The organism is Chryseobacterium salviniae, assembly GCF_035819015.1.
GTDB classification, from domain to species: Bacteria; Bacteroidota; Bacteroidia; order Flavobacteriales; family Weeksellaceae; genus Chryseobacterium; species Chryseobacterium salviniae.
On sequence record NZ_JAYLAA010000050.1, the window covers coordinates 104,559 to 124,226 of the forward strand.

Here is a 19,668-nt window from a genome sequence, read left to right on the forward strand (position 1 = left end):
TTATTTTTACTACACAGATAAAACTCCTACAGAGTTTCACCGACTTAACACATTATTCGATGATCTTATATAATTTATCTGATAAACGTACTCTGAAAGGCAGTTCAAAGGTAATCTGGTCGCCGGGTTTTGCCACATTGCTGAAAGCTCCATTAACAAAGATACTGGTTATTGTTACTTCCTGATCTCCGGTTGTAGGTCCGGAAATCAACACTTTATCTCCTGTGGAAAGCTCATTATTTTCAATGAAAAACTGAGCAATTTTAGATTTTGAATAATAATGCTCTGCTCTGCCAATTAATGTTTTTTTGATTTTAATTTTCTGGCGGATATCTTTGGTTTCAGCTTTTGCGACTTTTGCCAAAGGCTCATTCGGCAAATCTCCTGATTTTTTAAATTTCAGTGCTTCCGATTTCCCTTTTCTGAACACTTTATTTCCTACCTGGAGTCCTTTTCTTAGTTGCACCTGTTCTTCCCACGGCAAATGAATTATTTGCTGACATTCCGTGGAACAGCAGTTTTCCATAGCCTCTTTACATTCATCACACTGGATAAACAACAAATGACAGGCATCATTGGCACAATTGGTATGGTTGTCACATGGTTTTCCACACTGGTGGCACTGCGCAATAATATCGTCGGTAATTCTTTCGCCCAACCTGTGGTCGAACACAAAATTTTTACCGATAAATTTACTTTTAATTCCTTCTTCTTTAATCTGGCGGGTGTATTCGATAATTCCGCCTTCCAACTGGAAAACATTTTTAAAACCCTGATGCTTGAAATAGGCACTTGCCTTTTCACAACGTATTCCACCGGTACAGTACATCAAAAGGTTTTTATCTTCCTTGAAATCCTGCAATTGTTCGTTAATGATAGGCAGACTTTCCCTGAAATTTTCAACATCAGGTGTAATGGCTCCTTCAAAATGCCCCACTTCACTTTCGTAGTGGTTTCTGAAATCCACAACAATTGTATTCGGATCTTCCAGTAATTGGTTAAATTCTTTAGCTTTTAAATGAACGCCTTTATTAGTAACATCAAAAGTCTCATCGTTCAGCCCGTCGGCAACGATTTTATTTCTGACTTTGATCGTTAATTTTAAAAATGAATGATTATCCTGCTCCACTGCTACATTAAGTCGAATACCTTTCATGAAATCATAAGCCTCAAGCGTTTCGCGAAATGCCTCAAAATTATCTGCAGGAACACTCATCTGAGCATTAATTCCTTCGTGCGCAACATAAATACGGCCAAGAGCATCAAGTGCATTCCAGGCTAGAAATAAGTCATCGCGAAATTTTTGGGGATCTTCAATTTTGGCATACGCATAGAAAGATAATGTAAGGCGCTCTTTTCCGGCCTCATCAATAAGTCGAGCTCTTTCTTCTGCGCTTAAGGTGTTGTACAGTTGCATGCTATAAACGTTTTAAGTGAGAAAAATTTTTGCAAAGGTAATTAATTTTAAAATATTCAAAAATATAAGAATTATCATATATGAGTATTGTGGTATTGTTTTGGTGATACCACATTCGGTTTTAAATTTAACTTTGTGACATTAAAGACATCAATATGCCAGAATGTCATTAAGTTTTTTTTAATGTCCGTTAATAAAGATTTGAAATTTATGGGATAGAATATAAATTATTACAATTGCTGTTAAATTTTAGTTAAAATTGAAACATTGCATACTAAGTACATACTTATTTAGCATTAAATTTGTTCACAACAATAATGAAATTTCAAAATAATAATTAAATAAGAAAGATATATAATGAAGAGTACTTTAAAAAAACTATTACCATTTGCCGTAGTAGGAGTTATTTCAGGAGCTACTACCGTTGGAACATTACAATATTTCAACCATGACTCCAATACCGCAGACCAGTCATACTTTACCAAATCCGCCTCCGACGTCACCTTTGCAGGAATGAATTCCGGAGCGGTAGGTGAGGACTTTGTAAAAGCAGCAAAGACTACCGTTCCTGCCGTAGTTACTATTAAAAATTACCAGTCGAGAACGGCTAACCGTGCTTCTGAACAGGACCTTTTTGATTTTTTCTTCGGAGATCCCTTCGGAGGAAGAGGGCAGCAAAGACAGCGACAGCAGCAGATGCCGGATAATATGCCTTCAGGAATGGGTTCCGGGGTTATTATTTCGCCAGACGGTTACATTATTTCAAACAACCACGTTGTTGCAGGCGCCAACAAACTGGAGGTTGTTTTAAGCAATAAAAAATCTTATATCGCCACTTTAGTAGGTACTGACCCGAATACTGATATTTCTTTATTAAAAATCGAGGAAAAAGGACTTCCGTACCTGAATTTTGCGAATTCAGACAATATTGAAGTTGGGCAATGGGTGCTTGCCGTAGGAAATCCGCTTGGATTGAATTCTACTGTTACCGCAGGGATTGTTTCCGCCAAAGGAAGAGGGATTGGAATTTTAAGCTCACAGGGTAAAGCTGCCAATCCTATTGAAAGCTTTATTCAGACTGACGCTGCTATCAACCCCGGAAATTCAGGTGGCGCCTTGGTGAATACGAATGGAGATCTTATCGGTATCAACTCTGCCATTCAGTCTACAACAGGATATTATCAGGGGTACGGTTTCGCAGTTCCATCCAATTTAGCAAGAAAAATTGTTGAGGATATCAAAAAATTTGGTATTGTACAGAGAGGTTTCTTAGGCGTACAATCATTAGACTTATCCAATGACATGCAGGTAGCTGCTTATAATAAAGATAAGAAAACCAATATCAAAGCTGGTTCCGGAGTATATGTAACCGGTTTCGGTGATAACAGCGGTGCTGAAGACGCAGGTATAAAAGTAGGTGACGTTATCACAAAAATAGATAACACCGCAATTACCGATTTTGCAGACCTATCAATTGCGATAGGAAGCAAGCGTCCTGGCGATAAAGTAATGGTAACCTACGTTAGGAATGGTAAAGAAAATACCACTACCGTAACATTGAAAGACCAGAAGGGCGGAACCTCAACACGAACCAAGGCAGATCTTAGCGTTACCGAAAAAATCGGAGCTGAATTTGATCCTTTAAGCGAAAGATTCAAAACAGACTACGGGTTAAACAGTGGTGTGGTTGCCAAAAATGTAACGGAAGGAAGTGAGATCGCCAAAATTGGGATCGTAGATAATTATATCGTGATCGAGATTAATGGCAAGCCTGTAAATTCACAAAAAGATGTAGAAAAGATTCTTGATAAATATTCAGGGAATGTCTCGGTAAAATTTGTGGATGCTTATGGACAGATTTATACAAGAGGTTTTAAAATGCCTTAAAAATAAAATTCACATTCACTAATAAAAAACGCTGCAAATTGCAGCGTTTTTTTTATAATTGATTTACTTTTTCGGAGATTCTTTTCTTGTTTTTACGTTCATAAATAATTTCTACAATCTTGCCTCCTATCCAGGAAAACGGAAAAAAAGTAAGGAAAATAGAAATTTTATAGAATGTAGGATGGTACGGAAAAATGATGACATCCAGCATAGCGAGAAAAAGCATGATAAAACCGATAAGGATTGCATACGCTACTTTAGCATACTTCACAATCATTGCCGTGGCAACACCTCCCACTGTTGTTCCTAATCCTGAAATAAACAAAAGAAAGCCAAAGAAGGCATCATCGTGCTGCATGCTCTGAAGAAATCTTTCCCAATGCTCAAACGGAGCAAAAGCTTCGAAAGTAATCCATTGCGGAAACACTCTTATCCCAAGAGTAATGATGAGGCCGGCAATTCCCAGGCCTACAATAACCGCAATTGTATTTCTTATAAAATTCATTAATCCTGATGAGCGATCATAGAAATTTCGATATCCACATTTTTTGGCAGGCATGAAACCTGTACTGTTTCACGGGCCGGAAAGCTTTCCGCATCAAGATAAGATGCATAAATATCATTCATTACCGCAAAATCATCCATGCTTTTAAGGAATATAGTGGCTTTAACAACATTTTTAAATGTCATTCCGGCTTCTGTAAGAATGGCTTCAAGATTTTTCATTACCTGATGCGTTTCCTTTTCAATACCTTCTACCAATTTACCTGTTGCAGGATCTACAGGAATCTGACCTGAAATGTATAAAACTCCGTTTGCCATATTGGCTTGAGAATAAGGCCCGATTGCTGCAGGAGCATTTACAGTGCTGATTATTTTTTTCATTAGAATTTATTTTGGGTGCAAATATAAAATTTATATTCTATTTCTATAATCAAATATCAAATCTAATGCTAGAATGGTGCATTTGGCTGTGTAAAACTTCTGTCTTTATATTTCAGGGCATCGCTTAAGATATTGGCTTTGATCCCGATAAAGAAATCGTACACCTTATATTGCCCGAAAGGCACCCAGTTGAAATTGATGGTAAAACTTCGCTGATCCCTCGCAAAACCTATCCTTGTATACGCCAATTCTTTAGTCACCATATCATAATGGGTGCTTGCATTGATATTCCAGAAAGGAGTAAGCTTGATACTGCCGTCAAGGCCTACTGAAGCCAGCCTTGTAGGTGTTCTTGATGCATAGCTTTTCGTGTAGGCATAATTGGCGTTTATATTCAGTGTCCATGCCTGATCAAAATGCGCATAGTTATCATCATCAAAATAATAATTTTCATTTCTCACCTCGCCTTTCTGCTGATATTTTTTGGAATAATCCGTTTTTTCGCCGAACAATTCGCTGCTTAAAGGATAAGACAATTGCACATTGAATCCCTGAATACTGAAACCTCCCAGCTCTTCGGTTCTGATCCCGGTATCCTGACCAGGAAGATAAATGATTTTATACGGATCTAATGATAAGCTTGTATTTACACTTAATTTATTATCAAAGAATGAAGATTGCCCATTAATTGTGATGATGGAAAAAGGGTGGTCTTTTGCAGCGAAGTTGTAATTTCCAGATAGGTTTAAAGATTCAAAAATTTTCACTTTTTTTACCCCTGTAGAATCTTTTTTAGATCTTACCTTCATTTCAACATTGTTCCCGATGTTAAAGCCGAGTGCGCCCACCATTCCACTGCTTGGAGCTCCCACAATACCTCCTTCAAAAATGGAATAAGGGGTTAAAGCGCCGTTGGCATCATAATAATTTCTGTAATATCCGAAACCTGCACCGTCAAAATCCGGAGCATAGGTAAACCCGATGCTTGGCGTCATCATATGCCTGATCGCTTCTATGGCAGAACCTTTCTTGAAATTTGCCTGTCCGTATAAGGTGGTCTGAAGACTTGCCGTTGTTGAAAACGTAGAATACCCAGCCACTCCTTTATTAGTTGCCGTTACAGCCTTGTTTGCAATAGGATCGTAATATTTTCTAACGGTTTTAGTGGTTAAAGCATTATCAATATTAGCTCCCAAGCTGAATGTGAAATATTTCGCAATGGTAGTATTGGTTCCTAACGCAATATTATTTTTCAGTCCGGTCTGCATTTTCTCCCACATTGCCGCCGTGAAAAGTTCTCCTTCATCTGTCTGCACAAAGTTGGTAAGGTTGAGGCCTGTATTTACCGTAATGTTCTCCAATAAACCTGTTCTTGTTCCTGTTTTAGACTTGAAAAGATAAAACTGATTGATTGCAATATTCATTTGCGGAAGGCGAAGATCCGCCAATCCGGTGGCAAAGTTCTGGGAATACGATGCCGTTCCGGTAATGGTTGCCGGCAATCTCAAAAATCTTTTGGTAATTGTTACCGTTGAGTTTTGCTGTGTATTTAATACGTTTTGATTTAAAATATAATTATTGTTCAGCGTATTATTATAAAATTTTGTACTCACAATATCCACTGATGCGGAAAAGTTCAGGAAAGGATTTGCTTTTGCATCCTGGGTGTGTCTCCATGCAATTCTGTAAGTGCTTGTCTTTCCGTAGTCGTCTAACCCTTTAATCCCTCTCACTGCGGTTCCAACGTCGGCAGAAAAGTTCCCGGAATAGCGGTATTTTTTAACATAATTCATTTCCGGGCGCAAGTTCCAGCTTCCTTTTGTATAAAGATCTGCAAGAATTTTAAGGTCAAAATGTTCTCCTATCGGCTGATAATACCCCAAACCGTTCAGGAAAAACCCTACATCCTGCCTTTCCCCGAAACTCGGGATCAGGATACCTGCAGATCTTTTGTCGGAGAACGGTAAGATGGCAAAAGGCATAATAAGCGGAGTGGGAACCTGCTCTATATACATCTGAATAGGCCCTGAAATAATGGAAGATTTATTTTTTGTTTTCACCAGTTTAATATTGGAAGCACGCAAAAAATAATCTGCCGTAGCATCTTTCTTTTTAATGAAATAATCGTCGGTTGTATAATCTGCCCGCCTCATGGCGAAGACCGAATCGTTGTATTTTTTTGTTTTTTCAGCAACAATAACCCCTTCGCTTTCTTCGGTTCTTGCATTAAATGCAATAGCCTTTTTTGTTTTGGTATTGTACTGAAACTCGTCGGTTTCATATTTTTTCCCGGCCTGAGTAATAATAGCCGGTTCGATATATTTTCCTAAAGAATCCTGCTTTCCGCGGGCGTACATGAGGCTTTTCGTTTCATCGATGGAAATATAATCTGCATCAATCTGAACATCCTGATATTTTACCTGTGCATTTTTATTCAGATAAATCATTTTTTTCTGAAAATCCCTGCGGTTATAGTCTGCTTTGGTCTGGAGAACACTTTCGAGAGGCTCTTTTTTCAGAACGATGGTATCTTGCCTGGGAATAGTTTTATTAACCGTATCTTTAGTCAATTTTTCAGGACCTTCCTGTGCTAAAAAATTGTTAAAAATTAGGATAATTAAAATTTGTAATATATTTTTGGAGACGGTTTTGGCCAATTTATTTGTTATATTTATTTATATACAATTAAGGCTCAAAATTAATATAATTTTTAAAACTGTAGGATGCACAAAGTAAATTTTAAAATAATTTTATCATTTCTCCTTTTTCTTTCGATCAACTTTATTTTTTCGCAGAAGAAATTCACCATTGTTCTCGATGCCGGACATGGGGGAAGTGACCACGGAGCCAACAGAACCTATGATGATATAGGCAGGATAGCAGAAAAAGACATTACGCTTGCCATTACCTTAAAGTTGGGAGCGATGCTCGAAAAAAATAAAGATTTTAAAGTAATTTATACCCGGAAAATAGACGAATATCCATCACTTTCAGACAGAACCAACCTGGCTAACAGAAGCAAAGCAGATCTTTTTATTTCCATACACTGTAATTCTTCCAAAAGGCCTACTGCCTACGGAACGGAAACTTTTGTACAGGGGCCGGACCAGAACGACACCAACCTGGAAGTTGCCAAAAGGGAAAATGACGTGATCTTTCTGGATGAAAAAGATAAGCAGACCTTCGGATCTTACGACCCGAGTTCTCCGGAATCTCTTATTGCCCTGAAGCTTCAGCAAAGTAAATATCTTGAATCAAGCTTGCTTTTAGGCGGCCTTGTGGAAGATAATTTCGTGAATAAAGATAAAAGGACTTCCCGTGGCGTTTTCCAGAAAAACCTGCACGTTCTCCGTATGAATGCAATGCCTTCCGTACTGATTGAGACAGGCTTCATCAACCATCCGGAAGAAAGCCATTACCTGGCTTCGGACAAGGGACAGAATGAAATTGCCGAAAGTATCTATAAAGCGATTATTGATTATAAAAAAGCGATAGACCGTAAATCAGGATATGCTGCTTCGACGAAGAAGCCGGAGCCGGAAAAACCAGCAGAAGTTGCCCTGAAAAATGATTTCAGGATTTTACTATTGAGTTCACCAACAAAATACAATGATGGCGATCCTGCACTAAAAGGATTGAATTACATCCTTCCTATTAAAGAGAACGGACAATACAAATATTATTACGGGGTAACAAACCTTGCTTCGGTTCGGGATATCAATATCAAAACTGCGAAAGATGCAGGATTCCGGAATGCGTATGCTGTAGGTTTTATGCCGAATCAGAAGCTGAATAGCGGATATTATACCATTGAAGTGTATGCAGGTGATAAACTGAACGGAAATTCATTCATCCTACAGAACCTGAAAGATGTGCAAAGGAATAAGGAAAACGGTGTTTTCTATTATACCTTTGGAAAAACGCAGACTCTGGAAGATGCAGTGAAACTTCAGAAAGATCTTGAGGCTAAAGGCATTAAAAATACGGTCATTCAAAAAGTAGCTAAATAAAGCGATATAATTTTGAAGTTAAAAAGTTAATGATTACTTTTGCAACCTCAAAATTTGGCCTATTCGTCTAGTGGTCAGGACTCAAGATTTTCATTCTTGCAACAGGGGTTCGATTCCCCTATAGGCTACGATATACAGCAATTAATCTCTTATCTGGAAAAAAGGTTGGAGATTTTTTGTTTTAATTAATTTAAATGAATTGTACTCACGATTCATCTTAGGGCATTTGCTTGTTTTATTCAACATTATGTTAAAAAATTACCCAGATTTTGAGTTATTTATCCTAAAAACAAATCAAAAATAACAAAGAGCCTTTTGTTGAAAAGAAAAAAATAGTATCTTTGCCCCGCTTTAAAGTAGAGTTATTATTCTTACTAAAGCCACAAATGTATATCATGCCGGATTTAAAAATACAGGAAGCTAAAATGCTTTTCAAAAAAATCCACTCTAACCCAAAAAGTTACGATTTAAGAATCAATGAAGACGGGATAACGGGCAATGATGATAAAATAAGTTTCAGACTTTACAGGACCGGAGAAAGAGTCGATTTTGCAGTTACGATTGACGGACTTACCTTCACCAACACCACTGGAGAATGGAACAATGCGATGGCCATGCTTACCGCAACCATCAAAAAATTAGAAAGAGAAGAAGAGAACATTAAAATAGAACAGGCAATAGGAAAACTCCGAAAATATTTGTCAGAAGAAAATTAAATTTTTTTAAAAATTAATTTGGCAGATAAAAAAAAAGTTTTTACTTTTGCACTCACATTTGAACGATATGGCAAATCATAAATCAGCATTAAAAAGAATTAGACAAAACGAGGTAAGAAGACTTCGTAACAGATACTACCACAAGACTGCTAGAACAGCAATGAAGGTGTTAAGAAATGAAGAGAACAAAGCTGCTGCTACAGAGCAATTGCCAAAAGTTATTGCTTTGTTGGATAAATTAGCTAAGAAAAACATTATCCACAAAAACAAAGCTGCTAACTTAAAAAGCAAATTAACTAAGCACGTTAATAAACTAGCTTAATAAGTATAGTTGGCCCGTTCGTCTATCGGTTAGGACCTCAGATTTTCATTCTGGTAAGAGGGGTTCGATTCCCCTACGGGCTACAAAATTTAATTACTGTTCTAACCTGGTAATTAATAAGAGTTGATACTTATAAAAACAAAACTAACATACTGGCAACAGTAGAAGATAGCTGGCCCGTTCGTCTATCGGTTAGGACCTCAGATTTTCATTCTGGTAAGAGGGGTTCGATTCCCCTACGGGCTACTTAAAAGAGATTCAATTTTTTGAATCTCTTTTTCTGTTTTACTCATCTTTACAGGAAACTATTTAATTCATTCCATCCTTCAGTACGTATTCTAAATTTTGAAAAAACAAAAACCTCCACTATACAATGAAGGTTTTTTAAGTAGAATAAATATTTTAAATTAAATTCCAACATTCAGGAAAATACTGAACCTTGATTTGGCTTCAATATCTCCTCCGGCAAGGTTCGTATAAGCAGGAAGCATTACTTCACTTCCCAAACTGAATTTTTTGTATGAGGCTTCAAAACCCAGCTTTCCGTACAAAGCGCTTCCTGCGGTTTTCGGCATTACTTCTCCAAACTGCCTATTCCAGTCGTAGACTTCACCTTGCAATCCGAATTTTCCCGAAATAATACTTTTTTCGTTTTTCCAGAGTCTGTAAAATCCTGTGGCCGCATAATTCCATTGGTTCCCGAAACGGTAATGCTTTTTGTTTTCTGTTTTTAAAGTGTAATCTGTGTTCAGCAACACCGCCAGTTTATCTTTCTGAAATTTATAATTCAAAACCATCTGATAATCCCAGCTTCCTGTTCCCAGCTGAAAGCTCGGATTTACTCCGGTGATTCCTTTTTCATCAAATTTTCCGATCGGAATTTTCACGCCGAAACCTCCGTTAAGCTGATGGGAAGAATCTTTGGAATCGATGATCTGATAAATTCCCATCAGATTTGCATCTCCCATTCCTTCAATCTTAATATCTCCCTGTATCGTTTTTTTGGTGTGAAACTGAAACGGAATACTTGCATACACACTTACATTTTTAGCAACCGGAATTTTCCCCCAAAGCTGCAGCGTATTGAAATACTGATCCTGCGTAAGATCATTGACGAATAGATTTTCTTTCGCTCTGTAATGCTGTGCAAAATATTTAACGCCGATAAACTGAGGATTCAGTAAAGATTCAAAGCCGGAAGAACCGTTTCCTGCGGCGCAGCCACATGCATCACAATCATCAAAGAACAGTGGATTGAGTTCTTTGGGACTCAATAAACTGTCGTGGGTTTCTTTTGCCTGACTAAAAAAGCATCCGGCTAAACCCAATGTTAAAAATATCTTCTTCATGATCTTATTATTCTGCAAATTTTGGGTTGGTTATAAAATTTTTATCACTTAACGTTTTCAGAAAAGCGATGATATTCTGTTTTTCAGAAGCCGTCATAGGAATTCCGAGGTGCCCGTTCTGTTTCAGCAACGGATCCAGATTGGGCTGGTTTTCTACATTTTCAGAATAGAAATTCATCACAGCTTCTAAACTGTAAAATCTCCCGTCATGCATATACGGCGCAGTGTATTCTACATTTCTTAAGCTTGGAACCCGAAATTTCATATTATCATTCCAATCCAGAGTTACTCTGTATCTTCCTCTGTCGTCCAACTGCGGATTATAATACATTCCCGTGTTTCGGTAGCTTTGATCGGTGAATAAATCTCCTGAATGACAAGCCGCACATTTATTCTGAAACAAAGCCATCCCCTGATTTTCTTCAGCAGTGAAAACGGCGTTTCCTTTTTTCATCCGGTCGTACTTTGAATCGGAGGAAATCATGGTTGCCATAAACTGGGAAATGGCTTTGAGAATTCTTTCCCCGGTAATGTTTTCGTCCCCAAATGCTGCTTTAAACATTTTCTTGTAATTCGTATCTGCATTTAATTTTGCTACGGCTTCAGGCAGAGAGCTGTCCATCTCAAAATCTGTGGTGATCGGAACCAGAGATCTTTCGTCCAGATTGTGACCGACTCCGTCCCATGTATAATTTTTCAGAAAAGCCATATTCTGTATCGGCGGTGCATTTCGGATTCCCAACCGGTCATCAATTCCATGACTTACGGTATGACCGTGGTGGGTAAAAGCATATTCCTGAATATGGCAGAATCCGCATGAGATGGTATTATTTCTGGATAATTTCCCTTCATAAAAGAGTTTTTTTCCCAATGCTACTCCATTCACCGTGACCGGATTTCCTATACTATCGAAAGTGATTTCCGGAAATCCTGATGGTTTGTCAAGACGATAGGCTTCATCTTTTGGCAAAGGTTCAATAACCTCATCGCCTGTGCAGGAAGTTAATGCAAAAGCCAGAAAAAACAGGAAAATCCAAAGAGAGCCGGATTGCCCTCTTTTGGATTGTTGAAAACAATTAATCATTGTGAACGTGGTCTACTTTAAACATTTTTGAAATATTGTTCGTCACATTCACCAAATGCTGGTTTGATCCCATTGCCATGTCGTTGGAACTATCCAATGTTAAAGCAGTCTGTCCGCTGAGATATTGATTAAGATCTGCCAGAATATGAACGGAAGGGGTAATTTCTTTTGAAACTCTCGCTGTTGTAGGAAAGTCAAGGGTGATTTCACGGTAAAGATCAGGTGTATTGTTGGCTGAAGTATTGCCCATGTTTCCACAGTGGTTCATGAATTCTGTTGTGGCTGAAGACGTTCCATATCTGCCTTCCAACTTTATAAAGATATATCCGGCAGCCCAAGACCACGCCATTCCCGAAGTTTTTGCTTTCTGCCAGAAAATTCCCTGTCCGTTCTGTCCCAAAAGGTAAGCGGACTGACTGATTCCTAAACCGATTCTTACTTTTTTGTAATTATTTTTAGGAATTTCTTTAAGGTTGATATAATTGATTCCGGCAACGGCTTCTGCCTGATCTACGATAAAGGCTCCGTTGTCGGGATCGTTGTAATGGTATTTGAATTCTCCTCCGTTTTCATCGATTAAAGTGATGTTGCTGATGACATATTTCAGGGTAGAAAACTGATGTTTTTGTCCGTTAACGGAAGTTTGGGTGGTTTGGTTCAAAACTACATCTCCAAGATTATTGAACCCGTTTTCGAATTTTAGCTGAAGGTTTCCGGGAATGGAATCTGCTGCCTCATCGTCGTCGCTGGTCCTGCATGATGAAAGGGTGAATAAAGTAAGGACAATAAAGAATAATGATAAAAATTTATAGATTTTCATTGTTGATTTTTTAGTGATAAAATATATTGAAATGCCCCATCGCGATAGGGATGGAAGCGGTTATCCTTTTTTTGGATTCTGACGAATGGAAGAATCTAAAAAAAGATATGAGCGGACAGCCCGACCCGAGCAGCCGGAAAAGCCTGGGAAAGGGGATCGCCCAAAATAAAATGATACACTAAAAAACCGGTGGCCGGAAAATAGGTTTTAAAAACAGAAAGGAATATGCGGTTTCGTAAAGAAAATGGGCGTTTGAAAAGAATGCGTTTTCTGTTGTATGGATTTTGGTGATTTCAGAAAGAAGGTAAATATCAAGGAGTTTCTGTCCTGAATTTTTTGTTTTGTTTAAAGGGGAAGAATCGGTGTCATGGGTTTTAGCAATTTCCTTCCGCACATAACATTTTCCGTTACAGTGAATTTCGGGATTGCTTTTATTGATACACAATACTTCGGAGATATATGTATAATTTACAGCATATTCCACCAGTGGCACCAGAGGCCTGAATACCACGAATAATGTGAGAAATATGCTGCAAATTAAGTTCATTGAATTATTTCTTGCTGATCGCTTCTTCGTATCTTCTGCTGATTTCTTTCCAGTTGGTTACGTTCCAGATCGCGGTTAAATAATCTGCTCTTTTGTTCTGATATTTCAGATAATACGCATGTTCCCAAACATCGATCCCGAATACAGGCGTTCCTTTTTCTTCCACAACATCCATTAAAGGGTTATCCTGATTGGGTGTTGAGGAAACGAATAGTTTTCCGTTTTTATCCACAGAAAGCCATGCCCATCCTGATCCGAAACGGTCTGCTCCGGCTTTTGCCATCTTTGCTTTAAAAGCATCCATGCTTCCAAATGCATCATTGATTGCTTTTGCCAGTTTTGCAGAAGGCTGCGTATTTTTTTCAGGGGTTAAAACCGTCCAGAACAGCTCATGGTTGTAATGCCCTCCCGCATTATTTCTTACGGCAGCCGGTAATTTTGAAACGTTGGACATAATTTCAAACAAAGTTTGTTTTTCCTGAGGCGTTCCTGCGATTGCCTTGTTCAGGTTGGCAACATACGCTGCTGCGTGTTTGGAATAATGAATTTCCATTGTCTGCGCATCGATGTTTCCTTCTAATGCATTGTAAGCATAAGGAAGTGGAGTCTGCTTGAATTGAGCCATTGCAAACTGCGCCGCAAATACTGCACTAAGGGCAGCAATTTTCATAATTTTCATACTATTTTATTTTTATGTGGTTTATTTTAGCTGGTAGATGGTTAATGGAAGCTTGAAGTTCTTTACATATTACATAAAACTTCCAGCTTCTAACTTCCATCTTCCAAACCTTTATTTCAATAATTTTTTGATATCTTCTATTAATATTTCTCTATCGGGATGGTATTTCCCGTTCAATTTTGGCACTTTCCCTTCCGGATCTTCATAATTTAATCCCGAATAATACAAAATCGGCATATTGTCTTTATTGTACCGGCAACGTAAATTTCCCTCCTGGTCGACAAGGGCAATCATTCCGCTGTGGTTCAGGCTTTCGCTTTCGTCTTCCTTATCTCCTACATAAATATTGAACTGATCTGCTAATTTACCAATATAATCCCTGTTTCCGGTTAAAAAATGCCAGTTGGGTGATTTCACCCCGATTCTTTCCGCATGCTCTTTCAGGGCTTGAGGGGTATCGTTTTCAGGATCGATGCTGATGGAGATGATTCCGAATTCAGGATCATTGATTTCATCCTCGATGGCTCTCATGTTGGTATTCATTACCGGGCAAATCGTAGGACATTTGCTGAAGAAAAATTCTACCAGATAGACTTTTCCGAGCATGTCTTTATTGGTAACCGTTTTGTTGTTCTGATCCGTTAATGTAAAATCCGGGACTTTCATCACGGTGTACAAATTCTTTTTGAAATAGCCCATTCCGACACCGATTCCCAGAAAAAGCAAAGCCATAATCACAATCGGAACGATCACTTTTGCTTTGGAGTTGCTGGTGTTTTTATTTTTTGGCATATTTCTCAGGATTTTTTTTGAATTCGTCTTTACAGTAAGCACTGCAAAAACCGTACGTTTTATTTTTATAGACTGCCGTATCTTTCATATCGGGTTCTGTATGCATATTGCAAATAGGATCTACCGCATTAGCAAATTTTACCGTTTTTGCACCGGATTTTACCTCTGTTTTCGCTTTTTTATGTTTTACTTTAGGTGTTTCCTGGGCACAAGCCATTAACGAAACAGACAATAATGCTGCTAAAATAAGTTTTGATTTCATTTTTATTTACATTGAAATTAATAATGTTTGAATGGATTGATTTTTTAACTAAAACCTAACAATAGATTTAGTTTAACGCTAAGCTTGCAAGTTTTTTGTAAACTTAATGTTTAAGGGTTCGCAAAGGTGTTAACACTCAGCAAATGATAGCTATACTTTATTTTTAGTATCGATTCAACTAAATAATTAGCTGAAAATAATACTAAACTAAAGGAGGATGGAATATTCTGGAAAAATATTCTGAAGGATGGAAATTGATATATCCTGAGTCTGATTTTTTGTTTAAAACGCTAAACTGACTGTTATCTGAAAAGAAAAGTATCTCATGGGAGATAAATATATCGAGTCCTGAAATCTTTACGGTCTGATTGGTATTGGACTGCTTTTCTGTTTTTGCCAGTTCCTTGGCAACATAGCATTTTCCTTTGCAGGTAGATTGTGGAATGTTTCTGTTTTCACAGAGATTTTTTACGATGTAATCATAATTTACAGCATAATTAATAAATGGCAGAACAGGACGTAATGCAATCGTAAAAATAATAAATATGGAAATGAAAAACTTCAATGATGTATTCTACTCTACAAATATACTAATGAAATTTTGTTTTTAAGATAGATTATGATGAAAGTCAGTTTTGGCAATGATTTAAGTGTACGCTTTATTTTAGTTCAGATTTCTCAGATCAAACCATTTTTAGATTAAAAAAAAATTCAAAATATTATATTATACTGTGAAAACATTTAATTTTATAGTATGAAAGTTTTAATTGTAAACGGCCCGAATCTAAATCTGCTGGGAACACGTGAACCCGAAATCTACGGAACTACTTCTATGGAAGATTATTTGGAAAATTTGGAGTCCGAATTTCCTTCCCATCAAATACAATATTATCAATCCAATATTGAAGGAGAAATCATTAACAGGCTTCAGCATGATGATTTTGATGCTTTGGTAATTAATCCGGGAGCTTTTACGCATTATTCTTATGCTATTGCAGATTGTTTAAAAAATATTCAGAAGCCTAAGGTGGAGGTTCACATTAGTAATATTTACAAAAGAGAAGAATTCAGGCAGAAATCTGTAACCGCGGCCAATACGGATGCGGTTTTATCCGGTTTCGGAATGGATGGATACCGACTGGCAATTTTAAGTTTTAAATAAATTTGAAAATCTGCTAATATGCTTTGAAGAGCTCAGATGACACTGCTGACAATCAATAGTCTTCAAGCCTGAACATTTCTTGCATTATAAAAAAAATCCTCATCTTCTGATGAGGATTTATACATTTATTTAATTGTCTGCTTTTCCAGCTGAGGACCTGACGCGACTAATTTCTTAGCTTCATCAGAATTACAGTACTGCTCAAAGTTTTTGATATATTTCGCTGCAAGATCTTTTGCCTTTTCTTCCCATTCTTCAACATTGCTGTAGGTATCTCTTGGATCAAGGATGCCTTCAGAAACATTTGGCAATGATGTAGGAAATTCCAGATTCATGATCGGGATTCTTGTCTTTGGAGCATCTTCTATAGAACCATCGATAATGGCATCAATAATGGCTCTTGTATCTTTTAAGGAGATTCTTTTTCCGGTTCCGTTCCATCCTGTATTTACCAGATAGGCTTTAGCACCGTGTTCTTTCATTTTACCGATCAGCGTTTTGGAATACATGGTAGGGTGCAATGTTAAAAATGCTTCTCCGAATGCCGGTGAAAAAGACGGTTCCGGTTCTGTAATACCTCTTTCCGTACCTGCTAATTTTGAAGTATATCCACAAAGGAAGTGGTATTGTGCCTGATCTTCATCCAGTACTGAAACCGGAGGCAATACTCCGAATGCATCTGCAGAAAGATAGACAATCTTTTTGGCATGTCCTGCTTTTGAAGGCAAAACAATTTTATTGATATGGTAAATAGGATATGATACTCTCGTGTTTTCTGTGATTGATCCGTCTGTGTAATCTGAAACTCCGTTGTTTACCACGACGTTCTCTAAAAGTGCATCTCTTTTAATTGCGGCAAAAATATCCGGCTCTTTTTCTTCAGAAAGATCAATTACTTTTGCATAACAACCCCCTTCATAGTTAAAAACGCCGTTGTTATCCCAACCGTGCTCATCATCCCCGATAAGGTACCTCTTTGGATCTGCGGATAAAGTTGTTTTCCCGGTTCCGGAAAGCCCGAAGAATAATGCAACATCACCTTCTTCTCCAACGTTGGCAGAACAATGCATAGAAGCCATACCCTTTAACGGAAGGTAATAATTCATCATGGCAAACATTCCTTTTTTCATTTCGCCACCGTACCAGGTTCCTCCAATGATCTGAAGTTTTTCAGTAAGGTTAAACATGATAAAGTTTTCAGAATGTAATTCCTGCTCCTGCCAGTTTGGATTTGTGGTTTTTGACCCGTTCATAACCGTGAAATCTGGTTCACCAAAGTTTTCCAGTTCATAATGAGAAGGACGGATGAACATATTCGTAACGAAATGCGCCTGCCACGCTACTTCCATAATGAATCTCACTTTTAATCTGGTATCTGCATTAGTTCCGCAAAAAGCATCCACAACATAGATTTTTTTTGAGGTTGAAAGCTGATCCAGCACCAATTCTTTACAAGACTGAAAAATTTCGGGTGTTGTCGGAAGGTTCACTTTACCGTCCCAGAAAATCGTATCTTTCGTAACATCATCCTGAACAATGTATCTGTCTTTAGGTGAACGACCTGTGAAAATTCCTGTTTTTACTGATACTGCACCAGATTCTGTAAGCTCAGCTTTTTCAAAGCCCTGATTTTCAGGAGAAACTTCAGCCTGATACAATTCTTCATAAGAAGGATTATAAACGACTTCATAGTTTCCTTTAATCCCTAATTTTTCTAAATCCTGGATGATTTTAGCGTTTTTCATTTTACTTATATTTTCTATTTCTTTTTTGGGTCTAACAAAATTAATATTAATTAATTGTTAAAAGTGGTTTAAATATAATGATATAAGTCAGAATGACAAATAAAAAAACAACTTTATAACCCTCTGATTATAAGTTTATTAAATCTGACCATTCGAAAATAGTGTTAAAATCTTTTCCCCAAAAATAGTCCTTAAAGCCATCAAATTTTGAGCTCATGAAAAAATCTCCACCCCATGCTCCCAAACTTTTAACAAAAACAGGGCAATCTGCGAAAAAACGGGCTTTAACTGCAGGAATTTCAAGAAATTCCGATATTTTTTGCTCATGAATTAACATTAAGTCTGAAAAATTTCCCAATTCATCGCATAACAAAATTTTTCTTGTAAGATCCGAAAATTCATCAACGAGTTTTTGGGACTTATTTTTTGACTTGTATAAATTGATTCCTTCACGGCTGTTCTGCTTCTGATTCAGGTGAATAAAAATAAGCTCATTTTTAAAAGAAGGATTGAAATCTACCTTTTCATATTTTATCTCGGGTTTGTTCTGATAAAGCACTGCAGATTTCTCTTTTGCTACGGCAATATCGTATCCGCTTCCACCAAGACTTATCGTATTTAAGGTAAAAGGATCAATTTCTGCCCATTCGGCAAGGTTGTTCATTAAGGTAGAACTGCTTCCCAACCCGTAATCTGCCGGAAACTGCAAATTAGTGGTAAGATAATAAGTAAAATTATTTTTAAATTTTGTTTGGGAAAGCAACTGAACATTTTGTAAGGTTTTTACAATGAATTCAGCGCTTGCGGGAATATTGGTTTCTACAATCTGCCAGCTTTTATAATCGATGACAGCTTTTAACCAGGGTTTATTCTGATGATTGGCTTCCCAGTAAATGAGGGATTTTCCGCCCTGTTCTTCTTTAAAAGAAAACTCTTGTCCCAGCCTGGTAGGTACCGCTAAGACAAGAGCTCCGTCCATTGCGAAATATTCTGAAGTAAGCATCAGCTTTCCCGGTGAAAATATCTCGCCCATGATTGTATTTTTATTAGATTGCAGACGCTACATCAACAGAACCGTCAATTTTCTTGATTAGTCCCTGTAATGTCTTTCCGGGTCCTACTTCTACAAAGTTATTGGCACCGTCTTTAATCATATTCTGAACCGACTGTGTCCATTTTACAGGACCTGTAAGCTGAGCAATCAGGTTTTTTTTGATTTCATCAGGATCAGAGATTGCCGTTGTGGTAATATTCTGATACACCGGAATGGTTGCCTTTCTGAATTTTGTCTGCTCAATGGCAGCGGCAAGTCTTTCTTGTGCAGGCTGCATCAAAGGAGAGTGGAACGCTCCGTTTACAGGCAGTAATAAAGCTCTTTTTGCCCCTGCTTCTTTTAATTTCACACATGCTTCCTCAACGGCTGCAGTTTCGCCGGAAATCACCAATTGCCCCGGACAATTGTAATTGGCAGGTACAACAATTCCGCTGATCTGAGAACAAATTTCTTCAACTTTGGCATCTTCAAGTCCCAAAATCGCAGCCATAGAGCTCGGATTGGCATCACACGCGGCCTGCATTGCTTTAGCTCTTTCAGAAACGAGCTTCAGACCATCATCAAAAGATAATACGCCGTTGGCAACCAATGCCGAAAATTCTCCTAAAGAGTGTCCTGCAACCATTTCGGCGCCAAGACCGTTTACAGCTTTCAGTGCAGCTACGGAATGTATAAAAATTGAAGGTTGGGTAACTTCGGTTTTTTTAAGATCATCATCCGTACCATTGAACATGATAGAAAGGATATCGAATCCTAAAATTTCGTTGGCAGATTCCATCAGATCTTTAATATCTTTTCTAGAATCATACAATTCTTTTCCCATTCCTACGAACTGAGAACCCTGCCCAGGAAACACAAGTGCTTTCATTTATAATTTAAATATTTTTGCAAATATAAATATAATGTTAATAATATTCGTCAGATGCAATCAGATGAT

At 37.7% G+C, this 19,668-nt stretch carries 21 protein-coding genes and 3 tRNA genes; 9 read left to right on the top strand and 15 right to left on the bottom strand.

The genetic code is table 11. The features are described from left to right. Positions 1-52: 52 nt before the first annotated feature. Complete coding sequence (trhO, locus tag SOP96_RS15710; RefSeq protein WP_326321847.1) at positions 53-1,417, bottom strand: oxygen-dependent tRNA uridine(34) hydroxylase TrhO; 1,365 nt, start codon at positions 1,415-1,417, stop codon at positions 53-55. A gap of 357 nt (positions 1,418-1,774) precedes the next feature. Here trhO and SOP96_RS15715 point away from each other — a divergent pair, with 357 nt between their 5' ends. Beyond that, positions 1,775-3,304 carry a trypsin-like peptidase domain-containing protein gene (locus SOP96_RS15715; protein WP_326321848.1) on the top strand — a complete coding sequence of 510 codons (1,530 nt, stop codon included), beginning with the start codon at positions 1,775-1,777 and terminating at the stop codon, positions 3,302-3,304. Positions 3,305-3,356: 52 nt separating this feature from the next. On the opposite strand, the gene SOP96_RS15720 is transcribed toward SOP96_RS15715, so the two are convergent. The 3 genes from SOP96_RS15720 to SOP96_RS15730 form a co-directional block, all read right to left on the bottom strand. Continuing rightward, positions 3,357-3,809 (bottom strand): hypothetical protein, encoded by a 453-nt coding sequence (locus tag SOP96_RS15720; protein ID WP_326321849.1) that lies wholly within the window; start codon positions 3,807-3,809, stop codon positions 3,357-3,359. Continuing rightward, on the bottom strand, positions 3,809-4,189 hold the full coding sequence (locus SOP96_RS15725) for a RidA family protein (RefSeq protein WP_326321850.1): 381 nt from the start codon (positions 4,187-4,189) through the stop codon (positions 3,809-3,811). The genes SOP96_RS15720 and SOP96_RS15725 overlap by 1 nt, the downstream gene beginning before the upstream one ends. Before the next feature lie 68 nt (positions 4,190-4,257). Continuing rightward, entirely contained in the window at positions 4,258-6,846 is a 2,589-nt protein-coding gene (locus SOP96_RS15730; protein WP_326321851.1) for a putative LPS assembly protein LptD, read from the bottom strand. A gap of 66 nt (positions 6,847-6,912) precedes the next feature. Between SOP96_RS15730 and SOP96_RS15735 the strand changes: the two genes are divergently transcribed. The 6 genes from SOP96_RS15735 to SOP96_RS15760 all read left to right on the top strand — a co-directional run bounded on the left by SOP96_RS15735 (position 6,913) and on the right by SOP96_RS15760 (position 9,483). After that, positions 6,913-8,199: an N-acetylmuramoyl-L-alanine amidase family protein gene (locus SOP96_RS15735; protein WP_326321852.1), complete on the top strand. Its 1,287-nt coding sequence runs from the start codon at positions 6,913-6,915 to the stop codon at positions 8,197-8,199. Positions 8,200-8,255: 56 nt separating this feature from the next. Next, positions 8,256-8,327, top strand: a tRNA-Glu gene (locus SOP96_RS15740). 267 nt (positions 8,328-8,594) lie between these two features. After that, positions 8,595-8,915 (top strand): hypothetical protein, encoded by a 321-nt coding sequence (locus SOP96_RS15745; protein ID WP_326321853.1) that lies wholly within the window; start codon positions 8,595-8,597, stop codon positions 8,913-8,915. A 67-nt stretch (positions 8,916-8,982) separates the two neighbouring features. Next, a complete protein-coding gene (gene rpsT, locus SOP96_RS15750) occupies positions 8,983-9,237 on the top strand; it encodes a 30S ribosomal protein S20 (protein ID WP_072883895.1) in 255 nt (84 codons plus the stop codon). A gap of 11 nt (positions 9,238-9,248) precedes the next feature. After that, positions 9,249-9,320 (top strand) — tRNA-Glu (locus tag SOP96_RS15755). A 91-nt stretch (positions 9,321-9,411) separates the two neighbouring features. Beyond that, positions 9,412-9,483: transfer RNA gene (locus SOP96_RS15760), tRNA-Glu, on the top strand. 161 nt (positions 9,484-9,644) lie between these two features. Here the strand turns inward: SOP96_RS15760 and SOP96_RS15765 are convergent. Genes SOP96_RS15765 through SOP96_RS15775 form a run of 3 tightly spaced genes read right to left on the bottom strand, consistent with a single transcriptional unit; the run spans position 9,645 to position 12,490 of the window. Next, positions 9,645-10,586: a transporter gene (locus SOP96_RS15765; RefSeq protein ID WP_326321854.1), complete on the bottom strand. Its 942-nt coding sequence runs from the start codon at positions 10,584-10,586 to the stop codon at positions 9,645-9,647. 7 nt (positions 10,587-10,593) lie between these two features. After that, complete coding sequence (locus SOP96_RS15770) at positions 10,594-11,670, bottom strand: cytochrome-c peroxidase (RefSeq protein WP_326321855.1); 1,077 nt, start codon at positions 11,668-11,670, stop codon at positions 10,594-10,596. Continuing rightward, a complete protein-coding gene (locus SOP96_RS15775) occupies positions 11,663-12,490 on the bottom strand; it encodes an MbnP family protein (RefSeq protein ID WP_326321856.1) in 828 nt (275 codons plus the stop codon). The genes SOP96_RS15770 and SOP96_RS15775 overlap by 8 nt, the downstream gene beginning before the upstream one ends. Before the next feature lie 26 nt (positions 12,491-12,516). Between SOP96_RS15775 and SOP96_RS15780 the strand changes: the two genes are divergently transcribed. Continuing rightward, the gene (locus SOP96_RS15780; protein ID WP_326321857.1) at positions 12,517-12,672 is read left to right on the top strand and encodes a hypothetical protein; all 156 of its coding nucleotides are present in this window, start codon (positions 12,517-12,519) and stop codon (positions 12,670-12,672) included. Here the strand turns inward: SOP96_RS15780 and SOP96_RS15785 are convergent. The 5 genes from SOP96_RS15785 to SOP96_RS15805 all read right to left on the bottom strand — a co-directional run bounded on the left by SOP96_RS15785 (position 12,669) and on the right by SOP96_RS15805 (position 15,335). Continuing rightward, positions 12,669-13,037, bottom strand: a complete 369-nt coding sequence (locus tag SOP96_RS15785) for a hypothetical protein (RefSeq protein WP_326321858.1) — start codon at positions 13,035-13,037, stop codon at positions 12,669-12,671. The genes SOP96_RS15780 and SOP96_RS15785 overlap by 4 nt on opposite strands. A 4-nt stretch (positions 13,038-13,041) precedes the next feature. After that, the gene (locus tag SOP96_RS15790) at positions 13,042-13,716 is read right to left on the bottom strand and encodes a superoxide dismutase (RefSeq protein WP_326321859.1); all 675 of its coding nucleotides are present in this window, start codon (positions 13,714-13,716) and stop codon (positions 13,042-13,044) included. 111 nt (positions 13,717-13,827) lie between these two features. Then, positions 13,828-14,508: an SCO family protein gene (locus SOP96_RS15795; RefSeq protein WP_326321860.1), complete on the bottom strand. Its 681-nt coding sequence runs from the start codon at positions 14,506-14,508 to the stop codon at positions 13,828-13,830. After that, a complete protein-coding gene (locus SOP96_RS15800) occupies positions 14,495-14,770 on the bottom strand; it encodes a YHS domain-containing protein (RefSeq protein WP_326321861.1) in 276 nt (91 codons plus the stop codon). The genes SOP96_RS15795 and SOP96_RS15800 overlap by 14 nt, the downstream gene beginning before the upstream one ends. Before the next feature lie 202 nt (positions 14,771-14,972). Next, positions 14,973-15,335, bottom strand: a complete 363-nt coding sequence (locus tag SOP96_RS15805; RefSeq protein ID WP_326321862.1) for a hypothetical protein — start codon at positions 15,333-15,335, stop codon at positions 14,973-14,975. A 189-nt stretch (positions 15,336-15,524) separates the two neighbouring features. On the opposite strand from SOP96_RS15805, the gene SOP96_RS15810 reads away from it, so the two are divergent. Then, a complete protein-coding gene (locus SOP96_RS15810; RefSeq protein ID WP_326321863.1) occupies positions 15,525-15,932 on the top strand; it encodes a type II 3-dehydroquinate dehydratase in 408 nt (135 codons plus the stop codon). A gap of 125 nt (positions 15,933-16,057) precedes the next feature. Here SOP96_RS15810 and pckA read toward each other — a convergent pair whose 3' ends face one another. The 3 genes from pckA to fabD form a co-directional block, all read right to left on the bottom strand. After that, positions 16,058-17,677, bottom strand: coding sequence for a phosphoenolpyruvate carboxykinase (ATP) (gene pckA, locus SOP96_RS15815; protein ID WP_326321864.1), 1,620 nt, complete (start codon positions 17,675-17,677; stop codon positions 16,058-16,060). Positions 17,678-17,804: 127 nt separating this feature from the next. Next, entirely contained in the window at positions 17,805-18,710 is a 906-nt protein-coding gene (locus SOP96_RS15820; RefSeq protein WP_326321865.1) for a GYDIA family GHMP kinase, read from the bottom strand. A 13-nt stretch (positions 18,711-18,723) separates the two neighbouring features. Beyond that, positions 18,724-19,599 carry an ACP S-malonyltransferase gene (fabD, locus tag SOP96_RS15825; protein ID WP_326321866.1) on the bottom strand — a complete coding sequence of 292 codons (876 nt, stop codon included), beginning with the start codon at positions 19,597-19,599 and terminating at the stop codon, positions 18,724-18,726. Between the last annotated feature and the right edge of the window lie 69 nt (positions 19,600-19,668).

Coding starts and splice junctions, on each gene's coding strand:
- SOP96_RS15810 (WP_326321863.1), top strand. CDS start 15,525: ATGAAAGTTTTAATTGTAAACGGCCCGAATCTAAATCTGCTGGGAACA.
- SOP96_RS15820 (WP_326321865.1), bottom strand. CDS start 18,710: ATGGGCGAGATATTTTCACCGGGAAAGCTGATGCTTACTTCAGAATAT.
- SOP96_RS15775 (WP_326321856.1), bottom strand. CDS start 12,490: ATGAAAATCTATAAATTTTTATCATTATTCTTTATTGTCCTTACTTTA.
- pckA (WP_326321864.1), bottom strand. CDS start 17,677: ATGAAAAACGCTAAAATCATCCAGGATTTAGAAAAATTAGGGATTAAA.
- SOP96_RS15800 (WP_326321861.1), bottom strand. CDS start 14,770: ATGAAATCAAAACTTATTTTAGCAGCATTATTGTCTGTTTCGTTAATG.
- fabD (WP_326321866.1), bottom strand. CDS start 19,599: ATGAAAGCACTTGTGTTTCCTGGGCAGGGTTCTCAGTTCGTAGGAATG.
- SOP96_RS15720 (WP_326321849.1), bottom strand. CDS start 3,809: ATGAATTTTATAAGAAATACAATTGCGGTTATTGTAGGCCTGGGAATT.
- SOP96_RS15765 (WP_326321854.1), bottom strand. CDS start 10,586: ATGAAGAAGATATTTTTAACATTGGGTTTAGCCGGATGCTTTTTTAGT.
- SOP96_RS15715 (WP_326321848.1), top strand. CDS start 1,775: ATGAAGAGTACTTTAAAAAAACTATTACCATTTGCCGTAGTAGGAGTT.
- SOP96_RS15790 (WP_326321859.1), bottom strand. CDS start 13,716: ATGAAAATTATGAAAATTGCTGCCCTTAGTGCAGTATTTGCGGCGCAG.
- SOP96_RS15745 (WP_326321853.1), top strand. CDS start 8,595: ATGCCGGATTTAAAAATACAGGAAGCTAAAATGCTTTTCAAAAAAATC.
- SOP96_RS15785 (WP_326321858.1), bottom strand. CDS start 13,037: ATGAACTTAATTTGCAGCATATTTCTCACATTATTCGTGGTATTCAGG.
- SOP96_RS15795 (WP_326321860.1), bottom strand. CDS start 14,508: ATGCCAAAAAATAAAAACACCAGCAACTCCAAAGCAAAAGTGATCGTT.
- SOP96_RS15770 (WP_326321855.1), bottom strand. CDS start 11,670: ATGATTAATTGTTTTCAACAATCCAAAAGAGGGCAATCCGGCTCTCTT.
- rpsT (WP_072883895.1), top strand. CDS start 8,983: ATGGCAAATCATAAATCAGCATTAAAAAGAATTAGACAAAACGAGGTA.
- SOP96_RS15725 (WP_326321850.1), bottom strand. CDS start 4,189: ATGAAAAAAATAATCAGCACTGTAAATGCTCCTGCAGCAATCGGGCCT.
- SOP96_RS15735 (WP_326321852.1), top strand. CDS start 6,913: ATGCACAAAGTAAATTTTAAAATAATTTTATCATTTCTCCTTTTTCTT.
- trhO (WP_326321847.1), bottom strand. CDS start 1,417: ATGCAACTGTACAACACCTTAAGCGCAGAAGAAAGAGCTCGACTTATT.